Origin of the sequence: Bacteroides cutis, from assembly GCF_900241005.1 — a bacterium.
Taxonomy (GTDB): Bacteria; Bacteroidota; Bacteroidia; order Bacteroidales; family Bacteroidaceae; genus Bacteroides; species Bacteroides cutis.
The window spans coordinates 103,702-124,786 of record NZ_OEST01000006.1 but is presented as its reverse complement, the minus strand read 5'-3'; the positions used below and the strand labels follow the sequence as shown (position 1 = coordinate 124,786).

The window sequence follows — 21,085 nt, the reverse complement described above, 5'->3', positions numbered from 1 at the left end:
CAAAAAAAGAACAACTTAAAATTTATATCCCAAAGTGATGCCAATGTTCGCATTGTGCGGAGCATCTCCATCCATGATCTTGCAAAAGCCAAGCTGTGTATCAAGCCCTACAAGAATCTGTCCGAATTCTACGCCGAGGCCGATGTTCCAGCCGGCATCGAATCTATTATAATCCAATCCGTCATCTCCGAAAGTATCTATCTTTTCAGAACCGTTTACTTCAACACCGCCAACGGAAGCATTTCCGTCAAATTTTGCTTTTCCGCCTACGCCACAGGCCAAATAGGGACCGGTTGCAATAACAAGATTAGTATTGTCTGCAATGTTGAATCTGAATTGTACATTGATTGGAAGCTCAAGATACAGTTGGTTAATTTTTACGTCTGCATCGGCATCTGCAATATTTCCTTTATAATCATCTGAATACTTGGCTCCTTTCTGTGAGAAAAATAATGAAGGTTGCAGAGCCACCATTTCATTGAATTGATATTCCATTCCCACGCCAAGACGAACTCCCGGTTTGAATTTGGAGTTATCTGAATTTTCACCGATGTAACTGCTAAGGTTAAGACCTGCCTTTACATTAAAAGACACTTGCGCATACCCCAAGATACAGATGAACGCAAAAATAATTGTTAAGATACTTTTTTTCATAATGGTTGTAATAAAAAAATGTTTGTAAATAATGAATTTATTATCATGATGTTTTTGTTTATGAAACATTCAATATATTGCTTTTCTTGTTGTTTCGTTTATCTTTTCATTATATTTTTGAAGTCATTTGCGATCTGTTGTCCCATATTTACTATTGTGCTGTCCACCTTATGTGTTTCTGCTGGTGTAATTGCATCTTTATATCTGGCTTTCCCAAATTTGAATTTCATATCATCTAAAGTCCCCGATATGTTCAAGCCTAGTTTGAATGGTACAGGTGATCTCAATATGGAAATATGGTAGTTAAAGTTCATGTCCAAACCTTGTGTACCTCCTACCGCTGCCCGGTAACGATCCATTGAAATTTCAAAAGGATAGATAGTCACACTACCGTCTTTAATACTGATATTTACTGAAATACTGTCAATCAAATTCTTCTTTTTATTCTTAAAAAAGAACTTCTTTGAGATTTCCGCGAAAGTCTCACCGTCCATCAGTACAAGGCTATCTCCTTTTACATGAATGGCCGAGCGCAAGGTCGGTATCTTGATGTTGAGGTTGGAATCCAATACCGCAGCTGCCGCCACATTGAAATCCACAGTTCCCTCAAATGAACGTAACATGGGTACGATTGTATCCAAAGAGGGTGCAAGGTCAACCAACTTTCCAATGTTGATATTATGCAGACGGAAATCAAAACCAGCAAATCCTTGTTCCGGACGTTTTGCCTGATAAACAAGCGTAGTGTTCATTTTCGATCCCAGCCCTTTCATACTAAGTTCTTTCAAGTGTACAGATTGGTTACGTATGTCTACAGCTCCACAGACATCATTGAATATCACTTTTTCATAAAGTACCCGCCGGAAATTTGTTTGTAGTTCAAAGTCTAATTTCTGAGGTATCACAAATAGTTTAAGGTTTGTGGCAGCAGTATCAGTACTTGCTGTAAGTGTATCCGAGGGGAAGGATATTGAGCGTATCAATTGGTTGCAGTCTAAGTTATTGGAAGAAACGTCCAGTTTGGCACGTAACACTTTGTGGTACTTCATAACTCCATACAAATCATAGATTGCCCCATTTGCCGTAATGTCGGATCTGCCTATACGTATGGTAGCATTACGTAAGGTTATTGTATGGTTGCCCACTGTTACGGAGTTTTTTTGTATATGTATAGGAAGTGCACATTCCGGCATGCGGGCAACCATGTGATCAAAACCTATAATGCCCTTAGGCATCCACAATGAATCACGTATTTTTTCTGCAGTAATTCCTATTCCCGCTTTATTCATTCCTACTTTGCTCTCTCCCATGCGGCAATACAAAGTGTCTGTCTCCATGGTAAGTCCTATTCGGGGCTTGCCAGGATTATATTCTCCCGGTTTTAAATTCAGAGTAGCGGAAGACTTTCCGCAAAATAAATAAAGGGAGTCTCCTAAGCTCACTTTCAGTTTGTGCATTTCCATTTTACATTCCACCTGGGCCATCCGGGTCGTGTCTTTGGAAGGAGTGGTCTTGACGGTAGCAACAAGACTTTTCATGTCAGAGCTCAATTGGGGAGAGCGAAAAGTCATGTCCTTAATTATGGCGCGTACCCCTAACCATTCATTGCCGATAAAATTCAATGATGCGTCACTTATGAACTCAAAATTCTTCTGAGTATCACGTATTACAAGTTTGTCCGTCTCAAGTTGCCCTTCGGCCTTAATACATCCCCAATCCTGGTTCTTTATGGAAGACATACGGCAGCGCACCCCCAAATCGGCTTTCATTTTCCCTTCCATGCTGATACTTTCCTGTAACGGAAAAGCCTGCTTCAGTGCATTCAGGTCTATAGTCGATTTAGTATGTAAGGTAATATCGGGATTTGTCAACAGATTATCTACTTTCATATCAGCCAATATACTGGTATTTGCCCCTTCAAAATGGAATATCTTTAAATTCAGATAGGAAGGTTTATTACGCATCAGATCTATTTGACTAAAAAAATCAACGTCTAACTTGTCTATGCCATAAGGCATCCCGGCATACTGGGCAGAAGTATCTTTAATTTTGATATCCAATGTGGCCAATGGCAATTTTTGTTTTCCATAGGTTCCTTTTAATTTTCCTTTGAAAGTAACTTCTCCTTTGGCAGATACCTTTGTTCTTTTCAAAATACTTTCCGGAATCATGTGTAATACTGTTTCCAATGAAGGAGTGTGCAACCCGTATTGCAAGTCTAAATCAAGAGCTTGTACTATTGCATCATGCCGTATCGTTCCCTTTACCCCTAATTCTATACCATTTACATTAATCAGGGCATCACGCAGAAAAAGGGTACGATGAGCGGTGTCCAATTCAATGTCTGTTCTCAAATGGGTACTGATATGGTTAGCTATCAACTGCCCATTCTGCCAGAAAAGGATATTCTTGTTTTTGAAGTCCAAGGTCAATATAGAATCCCCTTTTTTCATGTTTGCTTTCAGGTTCAAGTCCATCCCCCATATATTAGCAAAGATATGTGTGTTCCGGTCATCCACAGTTACTGTGGCATGTTTTATGGCGGCCTGCCCGATATTAAGTTCATTCACATACCTGACCGTATCCGTTGACGATGAAACTGTATTTTTCGTATTTTTGGAAAGGATGTTCCAGTTGGCAGTTCCAGTCTCGTCCTTATATGCATAAATCTTGGCACTGTCCAGGGCAAGATGATGGATGTTTACCTTTTTCCGTTGCAGATAATCCATTACATCTATTACCAATATGGCTTCTTTAAAAGACAACAATGTGTCAGTTCTCTGCCACATGGTATCACGAATGGCTTTTGAAATCAATGTTCCGTTTGTCAGTTGCAATCCGAACCGGGGAAAGGTAGAGAAGAAAGTAAGTTCTACACCTTCTATATCCAGTTTTGCATTTAAATTTTGATTGGCAGTTTCCAATACCACCGGAGTTAACTTCTCAGGAGTAAACACAAAATTCAAGGCAATCGTGATTATTATAAAAATGGCAATAATCAATCCTCCTGATATAATACCGGATATTTTTAAAATTTTCCTGGCTTGATTTTCCATACATATCTCGATAAAAAGACACTTGCAAATCTATATAATAAATTAGTAACCGATAATATCTAAAAACAAACAAAAGGAGTTTATGAACTTTTTTGGAGAATTAATGAATAGTATTACATACTTTTCAGAGTGAATAAATGCAGATTGAATCTTAATATTTTATCCCATTCCAACTCGTTAGAAATATAAAGTCTTTAATACGGAATAAAACTCTAATTGGAAAAACCTCTGTTCCGCATACGATAAATTTGATAGATGGGAAATTAGTACCACTATTTTTATGAAAGAATAATACGTATAAAAATAGTGAGCCAGTGTGATTGATAAAATATTTGGAATAAAGGATGAAAAACCTATATAGATGATAAGATCAATCTTTTGCCTGATGTAGGGTAAGTTGTGGGAACGGGCATCCTATGCCTTCTTCATTGAATGTAGTATAGACAATTTCATTGATGTCATACAAAACACTCCAGCATTGCCACTGAGACTCCCGTTAGGTACATAAATCATACGGTTGTCAAGCGTGGAAAGTCATGGTGTGAAATATCTGTATTTCCTTTATTGTACCGCTTACTCTCGGTCCGTCTATATAGTCACCCACCTTAAACACGGTTTGAAGACAAGTATAATCAGTCCGCCGGCTAAATTGGAAAGGTTACCAGAAAGTGCCATACCTACAGCTACACCGGCAGATGCGAGCAATGCCGCGAAACTAGTGGTCTCTACTCCGAGCTTACCGATTATAGCAAAAGCGAGAATCATATCCAGCAAAATCTTTATCAGACTCTTTAAGAATGTCTGTACACTGGTTTCAATCTTCCGCTTTTCAAATATTTTGGAGACTAATGCGCTTATCCTTCTAATAATAAAACGTCCGGTTACATAAATTAAAATAGCGATTAATATGTCCTTACCGGCATCCATGCCAAAATCTACTAACTTTTCCAATGACTTTTCGAGTCTTCCTCCGGCAACTGATGTGTTCAATAAAAATAAATTCATTTACAGCCCTCTATTTTTACAATTCCTATTTCGGTTAATAGCTCCATAGTTATCCACGGCAATATTATATTCCTAATAGCAGGTATATCTGCTCCACGAAATTGCCTATGTTCGTTTTTGACACTTTGCACTTTCCGCATCCTGAGAATCGCGTATTTCCACCCATTGGTAGACGCAAACGAGAATATGCAAACAAAAATTCGTATCTTACTCATAAATAGCGAAGTACATAAATACATACAACCTAAATAGACAGAAAATACCGGCTGTCCATGTAAAAATACTCTTTTCACAGGAGAAAAAGAGTATTTTTCAGGGCAAATATTCATCTTTCCAGTGAGGGAAGTTAACATCTCTCACGAAGGAAGTTAATATTCCTCACGTGAGAAGTTAATATCCCTCGCATGGGAAGTTAATATTCTGTATTCGAGAAACGTGAAACCAGTGGATATTCGGTATAATCACAGTATATTTATACCTTAATTGTACTTTTTCGGACTTTTCGGGAAGCGGACGTGTCAACATAACAGGCTATTCGAAGACAGAAAGTACCTGTTGAATATCATTTGGGCATCAATTGGACAGATTGATATATCAAACCGATCCCTACTAAATATCTATTGTCCCAAAATATCAACAGGAAATCATAAAACCTACCCCTATAAGACCCTGTACCCTCTGTGGTAAAAATACCTAACATTCGTTCAACCCAAAGCCGTACAGCCATGAATCATTTCTTATACCGAATCCACATAAGTCAGTTTAATAACCCCGGATTGGCTTCGATAGCATCCTTAGGAATGGAAATCGTATACCGCGGGTCGTTTTCTTCGAGAACATAAGTTTTACCTTCAAAGGTTTTCTCCATCCGAGGACGGGTAGTACGCCGCAGGTCGAACCAGCGGTGTCCCTCAAATGCCAATTCACGAGCACGCTCATTCAGAATTTCACCTATCAAAGCACCCTTGTCCATTTTATTGACTATAACCTCCTTGGCCAGATAGGTTTCCGGTGAATAACGTTTCCGCATCAGTTCCAATAAGCGTTTACGTGCCTCGGGTAGTTTGTCTGACTGAGCGGCAGCCTCGGCAGCCGTCAGATATATCTCGCCAGTACGGAAAGTACATAAAAAGTTATTACTTCCACCTTTCTGATTCTTCCGGTAACCATTCGCATCCGCCTTAGCGAAGTATTTGTCCAAACGAAGATCTCCTTCTGAATAGAGATTAAGCAAAGAAGGTGCGGCCAAAGATGCCTTACTTACAGAATTACTCAAAGGCATTTCCAATGCGGTGATATTCTCTACCGACTTATAATAATTGGGTAAGTTGGCGGTAGCATCATTCAACTCTTCCAAATCAGATTTTCCGGCAAGTACAGTTTCAGCGGCATCCCACGCAGCCTGCCACTCACCTTTATAAAGAGAGACACGCGACTGGAACGCCTCTACCGACAATGTATTGAAGCGATAGGAATAAGCCAACTCCCACTCCGGTTCCGAAATCAGTTTACGGGCTTCGTCGATATCCGACTGAATGGAAGAATAAACCTCCTTCACTGTATTCCGACTAAGTACCTTTTCTAAATCTGTATCCAGTTTCAACGGTATGGATTTTGTTTCCAATGCTCCCGGCTTGGTATAAGGTTGTCCATAAAGGTTCACCAAAAGAAAATGCATGTAGGCACGCAACATGAAAGCTTCACCCACCAGCTGGTTTACTTCAAGTTCACCGCCTTCTTTTATTTCCTTCCTGTTCTCTATGATGTGGTTGGCTATAAAAAGTACGTTATAATATCTCACCCACTCAAACTGTGCCGTATAAGCATTAGGAGAGAGATCATTCCAACGTTCTATATCCATGTATGTATTCAGGTCATAACTATCGCTGCTTACTTGCATTTCATCCGAACGGAAACTCGCAATACCTCGATCACTCAGTGTACTCACATCTTTATAAGAACGGGTGAGTAAAGCCCTGTATTCAGCCAACGAATTGGGAATGACACTACCGGTAGGCTGTATGTCCAGATAGTTGTCGCAAGCTGTAAACAGAAGCATACAGCCTATTATCATCAGATTTATTATTTTCTTCATTGTCCTTCGGTTTTAGAATTAAAAATTCAAATTCAAACTAAAAGTAACAGACTTAGGTACCGGAGTGGCAAAAGGATTGTACATGGATTCCGGATCCATATAATTATTATACCCCGACCCGAATACAAACAGGTTACGTCCCTCAACCGATACCGTAGCAGAATTCATACCCAAGCGTTTCGTCAGACTTTCAGGAACACGATAACCCAAACGAAGATTTTGCAAACGTACATAATTGAGTTTCTTCACCCAGATATCCAAATCTCTCCAGATGGGCTTGGCATCATACCAGTAGTATTCTTCAGGATTGGAAGCACTCGTCATAAATGCTGGAAATGCAGCATCCCGGTTTTGGGGAGTCCAACGACTCAGCACATCCCGGTTGTAGTTCTTACCATAGTCCGGTTGGATAATGTCATACGTAGGTTGAGTACGTACATATCCGCCCATAGTGAGAGAGAAGTTAGCACTCAGTTCCCAGTTCTTATAGGTAAAGGTATTGATGAACCCGCCCGTATAAGGTGCATCCGAGCTACCGATATAGGAATAGAAAGTCCGCTCTTCAGCAGGAGTGACATCCGATGAAGCAATTCCTATTCCCCACTCGTCTACCAGACGATAAAGTTCTTTCAACGTAACCTTTTCGCCTTTCGGATTATAGAACATCATATTTCCAGTCTCTTTGTCTACCCCGGCCGTTTTCAGCGCAAAGATAGCACCCACAGGGTATCCTTCACGTCCCGGAGTGGTTTGTTGTTCAGGGATATTTTCGTGCAATACTCTATTACCGTTATAAGCAAAATTGAAGATAGTATACCACGAAAAATTCTTGGTGGTTATATTCCTTGTAGACAAGCTCACCTCCACACCCTTGTTTTCCATACTCGCCCAGTTCACGTTCATGGAAGTAAAACCGGTTTCAAGGGGAAGCATACGTAAAGCAATCAAATCGGTACCTCTGCGATAGTAATAATCTACCCCCAGGTTGATGGCCTGATTTAATACTGAGAAGTCAAAACCGACATTCACGGACTGAGTCTTTTCCCAACGCAATTTTTTATTAGGAGCAGAATTGATATCAATCATATCTTCCGAGATACCGGGCAAGATACTTTCTACCCTATATTTACCCAATAAAAAAGGCGAAGTGTTCTTGTCGATATTTCCCTGTAAACCGTATGAAGCACGGAACACCAGGTTATCAATCCACTTTGCTTCTTGCATGAACGGTTCTTGAGACAGGCGCCACAAAGCGCTGACCGAATATAAAGGCAGATAGCGATATTTTTTATCTACCCCGAAGAGATCGGAACCATCGAAACGGATACTTCCACCAACAGTATAACGATTCAGCAATGAATAAGATGCCGTAGAGTAGAATGATACGTAGGCATTTTCCTTATAAGTAGTCTCATGGAGCGGAAAAGAACTGGCATAACTCTCATCAGGAAATACCACCGGTTTCGTAGTCAGCGTTCTACGGTCGAAACCATATCCAGCAGAGAACAAAGTTTCATACCAGGTTTTACGCAACTCGGTACCCACCATCACTTCCAGCTCATGAATATCATTAAAGCTGTCACGATACTCTCCCATAGTTTTCCAGGTAATCTGGGAGTTGCTGTTCTCGTACTTTTTCTGTACTCCACCCTGAGGCAGGAAATACTTTGTTTCACCGTTTTGATCATAATTACTCTTTTTATAAAGAGAACGCATAGCGTAACTGTCCCAGTCTGCAATTTCCTCTTTGGAAGCCTTGTCCAGCTGATAACCGAACTGGGATGTTATCTTCAGCTTATCATTAAAACGCAACTCAGCATCGAATATGGAAGAGAAAGAGTTCACAACGCTCTCAAGAGATGTATTTCGCCGCTCTTCAAATATATTGAATTTCAAATCGGTATCCGTATTATTCTGGATATCATAGTCATAGTTATAATTTCCATCCTTATCGTAAAGTTCGAAATAAGGGTTGGCCTTACGTGAGTAGTAAACCGGATTAGACATACCAAACTTATCTGTTGGATAATCGGTATTCTTTCGACGGTTGGCAAACAGAGAAACTCCCAGTTTCAGCATACGGTTCACCTTATAGGATGTTTTACCCACAACATTGAAACGATCCATACTGACACCTTCCATATTTCCATTTTCTTTATAATATCCCAAAGAAGTATAGTACGTCACTTTTTCTGTACCTCCGGAAAGGCTCAAATTGTATTCCTGGTTAAAAGCATCCCGGAAAAGAATATCACTCCAGTTCGTATTAATACCCTTCAAACGATTGATATCCGCCTGTGCATCTACACTCAACGCATCCCATCCGCCAGATTGGAAAGCAGACACTTCATTGTATTTAGAAAGGATATTATATACACCTCCCTTTTTGTTCTCGGGTGAGTAGTTATTGCGAATCATATCCAATTCCAATCCCACTTTTTCCGATGCATTCATTAAATTCAGCCTATCCAAACTCAATGTAGGTGTATAGGTAAATCTGGAAGAGAAATTAACGACCGGTTTACCTACCTTACCCTTTTTCGTAGTAATCACAATAACGCCATTGGCAGCACGTGCACCGTAAATAGCGGTAGCAGCGGCATCTTTCAAGATGGTTATATTCTCAATATCGGCGGGATTTAATCCAGCGATAGAAGATTGCCGCATATTAGTTATATCGCTTAATTCCTCTTGTTGGGGAATATCCGTTCCTTCAAGGGGAATACCATCCAATACCCATAGAGGATCTTGTGTTCCATGCAAAGAGGCAGTACCACGAATGCGTATCTTTGCCGGAGCACCCGGAGCACCGGAAGTCGGAGTAACAGCAAGTCCGGCAACTTGTCCGGCAAGTGCCTGATCGATACTTTTCACCGCACCGATAGTCTCATCCGAGATATCAAGTTTTGAAACAGCCGCTGTCAATTTACGACGTTCCACGGTTTGATAACCCGTCACCACTACTGCATCCAGCATATGAGCAGAGACATGGAGGGTGATTTCGTACCGATCTTTATTTGGAACAAGTTTCACTTCCTGAACATCATAGCCCAAATAACTGCAAAACAAACGGGTAATTCCGGAAGGAACTGAAATAGAAAATTTACCATCTATGTCGGTAATAACCCCAATTGCAGCCTGAGCACTTCCTGTTTTCTTCAAGTCTTCTGCCACTATATAGACAGAAGCACCAATGAGTGGAAGGTTATCTTCTGAAGATATTACCACACCTTGTACCTGCCTGTCTGTAGCAAAAACAGAAGACAAAACTCCCACAAGGCATAGTAAAACGATTAATAAACGTTTTTCCATGTGTTACAATAAAAAAATTAATACTCTATTGAAATTGATTATATAAATGGAAATTTAGGGGCGTAACGCTCTGACAAGGTCTCCTCTCGGATGACAGTGTTTTTAGGCGCGGATGATACGGATTTTATGCTACGCCCCTAAATTATCATTTAATTCCCAGCGCCGTATTTATGCGCAAAACTAAGTCCTTATAATGATATTTCGTCGCTATATCCGATATTCCCAAGCGGCTTTGCAGCAAATCCTTGATACGCAGCAACTCACCACGTTTCACAGATATCGCATCCGATACCCGGTTTATCTGCGAACCGTAAAAGTTAAGTTCACGGGGAGCACCCATGCGGTCGGAATTCAATGCGCGGCGCGCATGTTCATCGCAACTACAAAGAGGGAGACGATTATCCAACAAGAAATGCCCCTCCATCAACTTCTTGTTTATTTTTACCCCTTCGCTCTCGGAAGCGGCCGTAATCAGAGCATCCACAAAATTCTTTTGCAAGGCACGTGTCATAACATCCGGCACTGTTCCTCGCTCCGTGGTGGCAAAGATACCACGATGCAAACCATCCATTAACTCCACTACCGTAAAAGCTTTCTTGCCATTGACCGATTCGTTTTCTAACATACGTATCAGACGATTATTAGCTAACAAATCCCAAAGGATATATGACTGTGCATTCTTCAATACCTGAGTAGGGGCATTCTCTACCACTCCCAGCGGAGTATTACGCAATAAATAAGTGTACTCCCCCACTTCTGTATCAAACAACCACTTCGGATACGTCAGCACCTGATCCAGCAAGAACTTTAAAGCCGCCTGCTGCCTTTCTCTCTCCACAAAAGTATAGGTTTTCTGTCCATCGCCCACCGTGGTATTCTCCAAATAGATACCACCGATATTGGCAAGCACATGATAGAGGTAATTGTTCCACTGATTGATTACCGCATAATACAAGCGAGATGCTTCCTCGTAGGTCTGTCCTTTTTCTCCGGTAGTAGTCCATTGAATAATCTGAGGCACAATACGTTTTAAATTTTCGATACCCAACAGAGACGAGAGAATGGCATCATCCCCCAAATCTTCAATCTGCGCACGAGGGTCAACCGCATCACGAACATCCTGCGCTTCGCTGTATTTGTACAGACGATCCGTATGGCGCCCCAAAAAATCGGCAAGCAATTCCTTTTCCGCTTCCGGAGTCTCTTTTCCATACCAACGATAACCATATTCTATGGCAAACATATCGTAGGGTCCGATATGTGGGGAAAGTGCCGTAATGCCATCCTCCGGTTGTGCCACATAATTAAAACGAGCGTAGTCCATTATAGAAGATGAGGTACTGTTCATACGATCCGTAAATGTTTTGGAACGTAACGAATCTGTCGGGAAAGCCCAAGAGGCTATCATGTTATGGCGCAATCCCAGCGAATGCCCCACCTCATGGCAGGCCACAAAACGCATGGCATCCCCCATCAGTTCGTCCGATAATTTCACCCCTTGAGCTCCGGAGCGTACAGTTCCCGTTTGTACCGTAATCCACTCCTGAAGCATACTCAGGACATTGTGCCACCACATAATATCCGCCTCCAATATTTCTCCCGAACGCGGATCTAGAATAGACGGCCCCATTGCATTGGCTTTGGTAGAAGCGGCGTATGTCAAGACGGAATAATTTACGTCATCTTTATCCACGTTCATGCTGTCCGTCAGTTCTTTGGCTATAATGGCATTCTTAAATCCGGCACGCTCAAAAGCAACCTGCCAATCCTCAATACCTTGCTTAATGTATTTCCGCCAACGACGGGGAGTGGAATTTTCTATATAGAATACAATCGGTTTGGCGGGTTCCACCAATTCACCACGAAGATAGCGTTCACTGTCTTCCGGCTTCGGCTCCATACGCCAACGGGTAATAAACGGTTTCTTATCCACACGTTGCTGTCCGTCGCTATAGTTCAACAGCGGGTTGGTAAAATAACCTACGCGCGGACTGTCCAGACGCCCCATCATCGGTTTTTCGGGGAGTAATAACAAGGAAGAACTCACCTCGACCGTGACAAACACTGTTGTGGTTCCCTCAGTCACCTTTGTAGTCAGTTCGGACGTTGCCACCACATTATTTTCAAAAGACTTAATAGAAAGTATACGCGACAGGTTCTTTATGGCAGAAGTGCCCAAGTTTATATTGGTAAATACATTGTTGATACTGGTTTCCGTACCATCATAGATATCATTCACCTTCACTACCATTTTGGTAGAATCACTATTGAACGCTTCTATTTTGAAACCTGCTATCAACGGAGAAATATAATTGTCTAGTACCGATTGACGTATAGCATCTTCATCAGGAGCCAAAGGCAAAGGACGGCTTTGGCGTACCAATAATTTATTGGCGGCCTTATCCAATTCGAAACGTACCATCTGGTTTTCATAATTCGTGCCACGATTGACACCCGCTTCATTCAGTTCGGAAGGCACACGTTGCAACTTGTTTACCACCAACATATCGCGCCCTAACAAATTTGCAGGCACTTCGAAATAATAATCATTTTTCTTTTGGTAAACATTAAACATACCCTTGCGAACAACAGCCCCGTCACCCGTCAACTTTTCATAAGCACTTTTAGATGGAATACTGTCTTTTGTATCATTTTTCTTTTTCTTCCGGAACCATCCCGTTGTCTCGGGAGATGCAAAATCAGTTTGTCCGGCACGTAAAAATACAGCGGGTCCACACATCAGGACACCTGTAGCAGCCATAATAGGCAGGAATGTTTTCAATCTCATCAATACAATATCTATCTTTATAATATAAACTCCTGTCTGTCAGCAATTCTCTTTTTAATCGCTTTATCAACAAAGCATAAACAGACATTTATTCTACCTCCTATAGAATAATAATGGGGCGCAAAGATAATAAAAGTATGTTTTAAAAGTTACAAAGCAATGTATATTTATGATTTTTCCATGAACAAAAAGAATACTTATGTATTATTAAGAAGTTAAGCGATATTAGAACTCTACACATACTTTCCATAGATCGTATTTTTACAGAGTAACTACTAAATCGCTATGTTTTTAAATAACACCTTGATCTGAAATCCATTTTAAATTCACCTGTATGGTATTTTCTATACAAATTGGGAAAATAATATGAAACGACTAACCACAGAACAATGATAAAATTGTATCTTTGCACCGTTTTATGCACTTAGAAAATAAATAAAGGAAAGATATGATAGCTAAAATCAATCAGCTTCTGCAAGAAGTAGAAACACTGAAAGCCGCTAATGTAGAGGAACTGGAAGCACTCCGCATTAAATACCTTAGTAAAAAGGGAGCCATTAATGACTTGATGGCAGACTTCCGTAATGTAGCAGCCGACCAAAAGAAGGAAGTAGGCATGCGTCTAAACGAACTCAAAAACAAGGCACAAGAAAAAATAGCTGCTCTGAAAGAGCAGTTTGACAACCAGGACAACAGTTGTGATGACCTTGATCTGACTCGTTCGGCTTATCCCATTAAAATGGGTACACGCCATCCGCTCACCATCGTAAAGAACGAAATTATCGACATATTTGCCCGTATGGGTTTTAGCATCGCTGACGGTCCGGAAATAGAAGATGATTGGCATGTATTCTCTTCCATGAACTTTGCCGAAGATCATCCGGCACGTGACATGCAGGATACTTTCTTCATTGAAAATAATGCAGAAAACGTATCACACAATATCATTCTGCGTACACATACCTCAAGTGTACAAAGTCGTGTCATGGAAACCTCACAGCCACCTATCCGTGTATTGTGCCCCGGACGTGTTTACCGTAACGAAGCTATCAGCTATCGTGCACATGCATTTTTTCATCAGGTGGAAGCCTTATACATAGACCGTAACGTATCGTTTACCGATTTAAAGCAAGCACTGTTGCTCTTTGCCCGCGAGATGTTTGGTAACGATACCAAGATACGCCTCCGCCCTTCTTATTTCCCTTTCACAGAGCCGAGTGCCGAAATGGACATCAGCTGTAATATCTGTGGTGGGAAAGGATGTCCTTTCTGTAAAGGTACAGGATGGGTAGAAATCCTAGGTTGTGGAATGGTAGATCCGAATGTATTGGAGTTGAACGGCATTGACAGCAAAATATACAGTGGATATGCTCTCGGTATGGGTATTGAACGTATTACGAACCTGAAATATCGTGTCAACGACTTAAGACTCTTTTCAGAAAACGATACGCGTTTCTTGAAAGAATTCGAAGCCGCCTATTAATAAAAAGAGAAGGTGTGTCATAATGAAGTGGATTTTATCATTTCGTTCTAACACACCTCTTTTTTCTTAATTATTCCCTACATCAAAATCCAGCATCATGAAAGATAGGCTTGTCACTTCCGATTATTGCTTCATACTGGCAGCAAACTTTCTGTTGTACTTCGGTTTCTGGCTATTGATTCCGGTATTACCTTTCTACCTATCAGAGGTGTTTGAAGCCGGAAATTCTACCATTGGCATCATCCTTTCCTGCTATACTGTGGCTGCCTTATGCATCCGCCCGTTCTCAGGATATCTACTGGACAGTTTCGCCCGTAAGCCACTCTACCTGCTCGCTTACTTTATTTTTATGAGTATGTTCGCAGGATACATCATCGCAGGTTCACTGACCCTTTTTATCTTGTTTCGTATTATTCATGGAATATCGTTCGGAATGGTAACGGTAGGCGGTAATACGATAGTCATTGATATCATGCCTTCCTCCCGACGCGGTGAGGGACTGGGTTATTATGGTCTATCCAATAATATAGCAATGGCGGTAGGTCCCATGTCAGGGCTTTTTCTGCACGATGCCGGAATGAGCTATACCACCATTTTTTGCTATTCAGTGGGGGCATGCCTATTGGGCTTTTTCTGTGCCATGCTTGTGAAGACACCCTACAAACCACCTGTAAAGCGGGAACCAATATCACTTGACCGTTTTATCCTGCTAAAAGGAATACCTGCAGGCATCAGCCTATTGTTGCTTTCTATCCCATACGGTATGACGACTAATTATGTAGCTATGTACGCCAAAGAAATCGGCATCAATGCTACTACCGGTTTCTTCTTTACCTTTATGGCGGTTGGTATGGCAATCTCGCGTATCTTCTCAGGGAAAATTGTGGATAAGGGAAAAATAACACAAGTCATTTCCACTGGACTATACATCGTTGTTGTCAGTTTCTTCCTGTTATCGGCTTGCGTGTATATCATACAATGGGATACCAGAATATGTAATGTCACCTTTTTCACTGTTGCTTTATTGTTAGGTATCGGTTTCGGTATCATGTTTCCGGCTTACAATACCCTATTTGTCAATCTTGCCCCTAACAATCAGCGTGGTACAGCCACTTCCACCTACCTCACCTCATGGGATGTGGGTATCGGTATCGGTATGCTGACTGGAGGATATATCGCAGAAATCAGTACTTTCGACAAAGCATATTTTTTCGGAGCTTGCCTCACCATCCTCTCCATGCTTTATTTCAATTATAAAGTAGCCCCCCATTATCATAAAAACAAATTACGATGAGAAAGAAAGAACGTTATGAGAAAATAATTGCTTGGTTCAAAGAAAACCGTCCTGTGGCAGAAACCGAGTTGCATTATGATAATCCGTTTGAATTACTAATCGCAGTAATCCTTTCGGCTCAATGTACGGACAAGCGGGTAAATATGATAACTCCCGCTCTCTATCGTGATTTCCCTACCCCGGAGGCACTTGCCGCCACTACTCCCGAAGTAGTCTATGAATATATCCGTAGCATATCCTACCCCAACAACAAAGCGAAACATTTAGTGGGAATGGCAAAGATATTAGTGAAAGACTTTAACAGCCAGGTACCCGATACATTAGAAGAACTCATCAAGTTACCCGGTGTGGGACGTAAAACCGCCAATGTCATCCAGTCTGTCGTTTTCAACAAGGCTGCAATGGCGGTAGACACACATGTATTCCGCGTCAGCCATCGTTTGGGACTGGTTTCAGACAAGTGTACCACTCCTTTCAGTGTAGAAAAAGAATTAATAAAACACATACCAGCTGTAGATATTCCCATCGCGCATCATTGGCTTATCCTACATGGACGTTATATCTGTCAGGCGCGTACACCTCAATGTGACAACTGTGGTTTACAATTACTGTGCAAATATTATTGCCGGAAATATAAAGTAAGTAAAGAGAGTAGTGATACAGAAGAATAAATGACTATTTCATAGCGAAAAAAAGAAATAAACATTAACTTTGCGCTCACAAAAAAGATTCAGTAACACTTTTAAATAATATAGAGTATTATGACAATTGATCAATTTAACTTTGCCGGAAAAAAGGCATTCGTTCGCGTGGACTTTAATGTACCCTTGGACGAAAACTTCAACATTACAGATGATACCCGTATGCGTGCCGCTCTTCCTACCCTAAAGAAAATTTTGGCTGATGGCGGTAGTATTATCATTGGCTCTCATCTCGGTCGCCCGAAAGGTCCCGCTGATAAGTTTTCCTTGAAACACATCTTGAAACATCTTGAAGAGTTGCTGGGTATCGAGGTGCAGTTTGCTAATGACTGTATGTGCGAAGAAGCTGCAGTAAAGGCTGCTGCTCTGCAACCAGGTGAAGTGCTGTTGCTCGAGAATCTTCGTTTCTATGCTGAAGAAGAAGGAAAACCACGTGGTTTAACAGAAGATGCAACAGACGAAGAAAAAGCTGCTGCAAAGAAAGCCGTAAAGGAAAGTCAGAAGGAATTTACCAAGAAATTGGCTTCTTACGCTGATTGCTATGTAAATGACGCATTCGGTACCGCTCACCGCGCACATGCTTCTACGGCATTGATTGCCAAATATTTCGATAAAGACAACAAGATGTTTGGTTACTTGATGGAGAAAGAAGTGAAAGCTGTTGACAAGGTGTTGAATGACATCCATCGTCCATTCACAGCCATCATGGGTGGTTCCAAGGTTTCTTCTAAAATTGAAATTATCGAGAATTTATTGAACAAGGTTGATAACTTGATTATTGCTGGTGGTATGACTTATACCTTCACCAAGGCTATGGGAGGTAAAATCGGTATTTCTATCTGCGAAGATGACAAGCAGGATTTGGCTCTCGACCTCGTAAAAAAAGCTAAAGAAAAAGGTGTAAACCTTGTTTTGGCTGTTGACGCAAAAATCGCAGATTCATTCTCGAACGATGCTAATACTAAATTCTGCCCGGTAGATCAAATTCCTGACGGATGGGAAGGTCTGGATATCGGTCCTGAAACTGAAAAGATTTTTGCCGATGTTATTAAGAATTCCAAAACTATCCTTTGGAATGGTCCTACTGGCGTATTTGAATTTGAAAACTTCACTCATGGTTCACGTGCAGTAGGTGAAGCTATTGTCGAAGCTACTAAAAACGGTGCATTCTCACTCGTAGGTGGCGGTGATTCTGTAGCTTGCGTCAACAAATTCGGTTTGGCAAATGGCGTATCTTACGTTTCTACCGGTGGTGGTGCGTTGCTTGAAGCCATTGAAGGCAAAGTTCTTCCAGGTATCGCTGCTATCAACGAATAAGAAGAATTAATATTATGCAAAAGGGCAATTCTTTGAAAAAAGAGTTGCCTTTTTTAATCATAATTCCAACACATGAAACGAATTCTACTATCCTGTTTTCTTTTTCTCTTTGCTTTTATGCTAAAAGCACAAGATGCTTGTCTGAATGATATAGTCAATACTTTGAAAGAACGCATCAGTCTTGCTGGATATGCACAAGTAGGGTATACCTACGAAAATACCAACGAAAAGAACACCAATACTTTCGATATAAAGAGAGTAATTTTCATGGCACGGGGTAAAATTACCGATAAATGGTCGTGCTACTTTATGTATAGTTTTGCCAATACCGGAAAGATATTGGAAGCTTATACCGAATATAAATTTCTTCCAGAACTCACCGCCCGTATCGGACAGTTCAAAACAATGTACACCATCGAAAACCCAATGTCTCCTTGTTTTGTAGAATTAATTAACTGTTATTCTCAGTCAGTCAATTATCTGGCAGGTATCAATGGTAGCGATCCACTATATGGTTCCAATAGTGGTCGTGATATGGGTATATTGATTTACGGTAATCTTTTCAAGAAACTCATAAGTTATAATCTTGCTGTAATGAACGGACAAGGTATTAATCTGAAAGACAAAAACAATCAAAAAGATATAGTAGGTAGTTTAATGGTTAATCCTATGAAATGGTTATCAGTAGGTGGTTCTTTCATTAAAGGAAAAGGATGTGCCATAGCAACTTCTTCCATTAATCCCGATATCACTGTAGGTGAAAATTACACACGTAACCGTTGGTCAGCAGGTGCAACTATCCAAACAAAGCCCATCAGCCTGCGTACCGAATATCTTGCCGGTAAGGATGGACATGTAAAGAGCGACGGATATTATGCCACAGCTTCCGTACACATATTGCCTAAATTTGATATAGTGATATCGTACGACTACCTCAACAAAAACAAGTCAATAGCCGACAAGCAAAACAATTATATAACCGGCGTACAGTGGTGGTTCTACCCCAAGTGCCGTATACAAGCACAATATACATACTGCGACTCCCACAAGGGAGGACATTCTAATTTGTTACAGACACAGTTACAAGTCAGATTTTAAAAAACAAAACAGTATCGAACTTTTTGGCATCCTTTTTGTATATTTGTAGAATATATACTTAAAAGAATACGAATTTATGAATGAGCAAGCCATACAAGAGCAATATCAACAAATCATTATCCTGTTGCAACAGAAGCGGTTGAAAGAGGCACAGTCTCAATTGGAAGCTTTCCTTTGGAATTGTAGCGACTGGACGCTACGTACCAGATTGGAACAGACCAAAGTCTCCTATCAGTATATGCTACAATATATGCGACAAGGAATAAAAGATCCTGAACGACAAAAACTCTACCGGCAACTTCTCGCCGATACCTGGGAGATTGCCGATCAAACTCGTATCAGCTTGCTCAACGGAGTTTCAATTCGTTATTATCATGCTCTTCATAAGAACAAGATAAATATGACAAAAGATTACTCCATACTTGACTGGCTGAAAATATTGGAGTCATTTCCTGATGATCTGGCTGTCTGCCAACTGATGCCCGATAATAGACAAGGACTAGATAATGTCTTGCAACGTCATGAGGAAACCGGACAATATTTATTCCTCACCACATGGGGAAACAGTAGCTGGACCATGGAAAACGAGCAACAGGCTAAAGCTTTTTTAGATTCGGAACTTTTACCTGCCAATGATCTATGCATGTTCATAGGCGCTGTCATGCTTAGTTTGATGGAATGTTTCGACTCTCGTAAATTTCTATGGTTGCTGGATGCAACCACCCATGCAGATACACAGGTCAGCCAACGCGCATTAGTGGCAATTACCATCATATTGCATGTACATCCTTACAGACTATCTCTTTACCCGGAACTTATGGCACGTCTTTCTTTATTCAATGAAGACGGAAGTTTCGGTAAACAGTTAAATCGTGTGTACATCCAACTACTTCGTAGCCAGGAGACAGAAAAGATTGACAAAAAAATGCGTGAAGAAATCATTCCAGAAATGATGAAAAACGTAGGTATCATGCGTAATATGAAATTTGGTTTTGAGGAAATTGCTGAAGAGAATGACCGTAACCCTGACTGGGAAAAGGCCTTTGAGGAATCGGGATTAGGAGATAAAATACGAGAAATGAATGAATTACAGTTAGAAGGTGCCGATGTATACATGAGTACTTTTGCACAACTCAAGAGTTATCCATTTTTCCAGAACCCACATAATTGGTTCTATCCATTCGATATGTATCACTCCAGCATTATCCATGAATTCGGGTTAAAACCAACAAATGACAATGCTGTTTTATCTCTAATATTACAATCGGGATTTTTCTGTAACAGTGATAAATATTCGCTTTGCTTTACAATGGCACACATTCCTCAAGCCCAACGTAACATGATGCTAAGTCAAATGACTTCGCAGGATTTAAACGAACTGATGGATGAAAACAAATCATCTGGTTTACGACAATATGCCCAACGGCCAGATGTTATCAGTAATCAATATATCCACGATCTATATCGTTTCTTCAAACTGAGTCAGCGCCGTCATGAGTTTCGTGATATTTTCAAGGAAGAAATTGCATTACATCGTATCCCGGCATTAAAAAATATCTTGCAGAAGCCAGAATTACTGGTTGCTGTTGCCGACTTCCACTTCCATAAGGAACACCCAGTTGAAGCATTGGAGATTTATAAGGAAGTAATAGATATGAATTCTGCCAATGCTGATATTTTTCAAAAAACAGGTTACTGTTTGCAGAAAGAAAAGCACTATAAGGAAGCTATCGATGCCTATCGCAAAGCAGATATACTGAAACCCGACCATGTATGGACTATCCGCCATCTTGCTACATGTTATCGCCAGATGCGTAACTTCAACTCTGCCCTCGAATATTACAAAAAAGCGGAAAGTATTCAACCTGATAATCGCAACATACTGTTTTATATTGGAAATTGTTTGGCAGAATTGGAACGATATGAGGAAGCCTTACAATATTTCTTCAAATTGGATCTGATGGAGAATAATTGTGTCAAAGCATGGCGCGCTATAGGGTGGTGCTCTTTTATCAGCGGAAAGCATGAACAAGCCATGAGGTATTACGACAAGGTACTTGAATTAAAACCCATTGTAACCGATTTTCTCAATGCAGGACATGTGGCATGGAAGTTGGGCAATTTGGAGAAGACAACCCAATTGTATAGAAAAGCTGCTATTGAAAGTGGAAGCAGGGAAACATTCCTCGAAATGTTTGACAAAGATAAGAAAACGCTTATCAAGCAAGGCATAGATGAAAAAGATATGCCGTTGATGTTGGATTTGATTAGTTGAAAGTTTA

The 21,085-nt window shown here is 40.7% G+C and carries 11 protein-coding genes and 1 pseudogene; 6 read left to right on the top strand and 6 right to left on the bottom strand.

The genetic code is table 11. From position 1 onward, the window contains the following. Nucleotides 1-15 precede the first annotated feature (15 nt). The 6 genes and pseudogenes from C1A09_RS13360 to C1A09_RS13330 all read right to left on the bottom strand — a co-directional run bounded on the left by C1A09_RS13360 (nucleotide 16) and on the right by C1A09_RS13330 (nucleotide 12,910). Entirely contained in the window at nucleotides 16-654 is a 639-nt protein-coding gene (locus C1A09_RS13360) for a porin family protein (RefSeq protein WP_101545028.1), read from the bottom strand. 98 nt (nucleotides 655-752) lie between these two features. Further along, nucleotides 753-3,710, bottom strand: a complete 2,958-nt coding sequence (locus C1A09_RS13355; protein WP_101545025.1) for an AsmA family protein — start codon at nucleotides 3,708-3,710, stop codon at nucleotides 753-755. A 370-nt stretch (nucleotides 3,711-4,080) separates the two neighbouring features. Beyond that, nucleotides 4,081-4,715 (bottom strand): annotated as a pseudogene (locus C1A09_RS13350) (mechanosensitive ion channel family protein). Between the two features lie 757 nt (nucleotides 4,716-5,472). Continuing rightward, nucleotides 5,473-6,810, bottom strand: coding sequence for a RagB/SusD family nutrient uptake outer membrane protein (locus C1A09_RS13340; protein ID WP_101545022.1), 1,338 nt, complete (start codon nucleotides 6,808-6,810; stop codon nucleotides 5,473-5,475). A gap of 18 nt (nucleotides 6,811-6,828) precedes the next feature. Beyond that, nucleotides 6,829-10,122 (bottom strand): SusC/RagA family TonB-linked outer membrane protein, encoded by a 3,294-nt coding sequence (locus C1A09_RS13335; RefSeq protein WP_101545020.1) that lies wholly within the window; start codon nucleotides 10,120-10,122, stop codon nucleotides 6,829-6,831. A gap of 145 nt (nucleotides 10,123-10,267) precedes the next feature. Beyond that, nucleotides 10,268-12,910, bottom strand: a complete 2,643-nt coding sequence (locus C1A09_RS13330) for a zinc-dependent metalloprotease (RefSeq protein WP_101545018.1) — start codon at nucleotides 12,908-12,910, stop codon at nucleotides 10,268-10,270. Between the two features lie 448 nt (nucleotides 12,911-13,358). Between C1A09_RS13330 and pheS the strand changes: the two genes are divergently transcribed. The 6 genes from pheS to C1A09_RS13300 all read left to right on the top strand — a co-directional run bounded on the left by pheS (nucleotide 13,359) and on the right by C1A09_RS13300 (nucleotide 21,078). Continuing rightward, the gene (gene pheS, locus C1A09_RS13325) at nucleotides 13,359-14,393 is read left to right on the top strand and encodes a phenylalanine--tRNA ligase subunit alpha (RefSeq protein ID WP_101545016.1); all 1,035 of its coding nucleotides are present in this window, start codon (nucleotides 13,359-13,361) and stop codon (nucleotides 14,391-14,393) included. Between the two features lie 97 nt (nucleotides 14,394-14,490). After that, the gene (locus tag C1A09_RS13320; RefSeq protein WP_101545014.1) at nucleotides 14,491-15,687 is read left to right on the top strand and encodes an MFS transporter; all 1,197 of its coding nucleotides are present in this window, start codon (nucleotides 14,491-14,493) and stop codon (nucleotides 15,685-15,687) included. After that, a complete protein-coding gene (gene nth, locus C1A09_RS13315; protein WP_101545013.1) occupies nucleotides 15,684-16,358 on the top strand; it encodes an endonuclease III in 675 nt (224 codons plus the stop codon). Before C1A09_RS13320 ends, nth begins: the two co-directional genes overlap by 4 nt. 87 nt (nucleotides 16,359-16,445) lie before the next feature. Beyond that, complete coding sequence (locus tag C1A09_RS13310) at nucleotides 16,446-17,705, top strand: phosphoglycerate kinase (RefSeq protein WP_101545011.1); 1,260 nt, start codon at nucleotides 16,446-16,448, stop codon at nucleotides 17,703-17,705. Nucleotides 17,706-17,777: 72 nt separating this feature from the next. After that, nucleotides 17,778-18,803, top strand: a complete 1,026-nt coding sequence (locus C1A09_RS13305; RefSeq protein ID WP_101545010.1) for a porin — start codon at nucleotides 17,778-17,780, stop codon at nucleotides 18,801-18,803. Between the two features lie 76 nt (nucleotides 18,804-18,879). Next, entirely contained in the window at nucleotides 18,880-21,078 is a 2,199-nt protein-coding gene (locus tag C1A09_RS13300) for a tetratricopeptide repeat protein (RefSeq protein WP_101545008.1), read from the top strand. The last annotated feature ends 7 nt before the right edge of the window (nucleotides 21,079-21,085 follow it).

Coding starts and splice junctions, on each gene's coding strand:
- nth (WP_101545013.1), top strand. CDS start 15,684: ATGAGAAAGAAAGAACGTTATGAGAAAATAATTGCTTGGTTCAAAGAA.
- C1A09_RS13305 (WP_101545010.1), top strand. CDS start 17,778: ATGAAACGAATTCTACTATCCTGTTTTCTTTTTCTCTTTGCTTTTATG.
- C1A09_RS13335 (WP_101545020.1), bottom strand. CDS start 10,122: ATGGAAAAACGTTTATTAATCGTTTTACTATGCCTTGTGGGAGTTTTG.
- C1A09_RS13320 (WP_101545014.1), top strand. CDS start 14,491: ATGAAAGATAGGCTTGTCACTTCCGATTATTGCTTCATACTGGCAGCA.
- C1A09_RS13300 (WP_101545008.1), top strand. CDS start 18,880: ATGAATGAGCAAGCCATACAAGAGCAATATCAACAAATCATTATCCTG.
- C1A09_RS13355 (WP_101545025.1), bottom strand. CDS start 3,710: ATGGAAAATCAAGCCAGGAAAATTTTAAAAATATCCGGTATTATATCA.
- C1A09_RS13330 (WP_101545018.1), bottom strand. CDS start 12,910: ATGAGATTGAAAACATTCCTGCCTATTATGGCTGCTACAGGTGTCCTG.
- C1A09_RS13340 (WP_101545022.1), bottom strand. CDS start 6,810: ATGAAGAAAATAATAAATCTGATGATAATAGGCTGTATGCTTCTGTTT.
- pheS (WP_101545016.1), top strand. CDS start 13,359: ATGATAGCTAAAATCAATCAGCTTCTGCAAGAAGTAGAAACACTGAAA.
- C1A09_RS13360 (WP_101545028.1), bottom strand. CDS start 654: ATGAAAAAAAGTATCTTAACAATTATTTTTGCGTTCATCTGTATCTTG.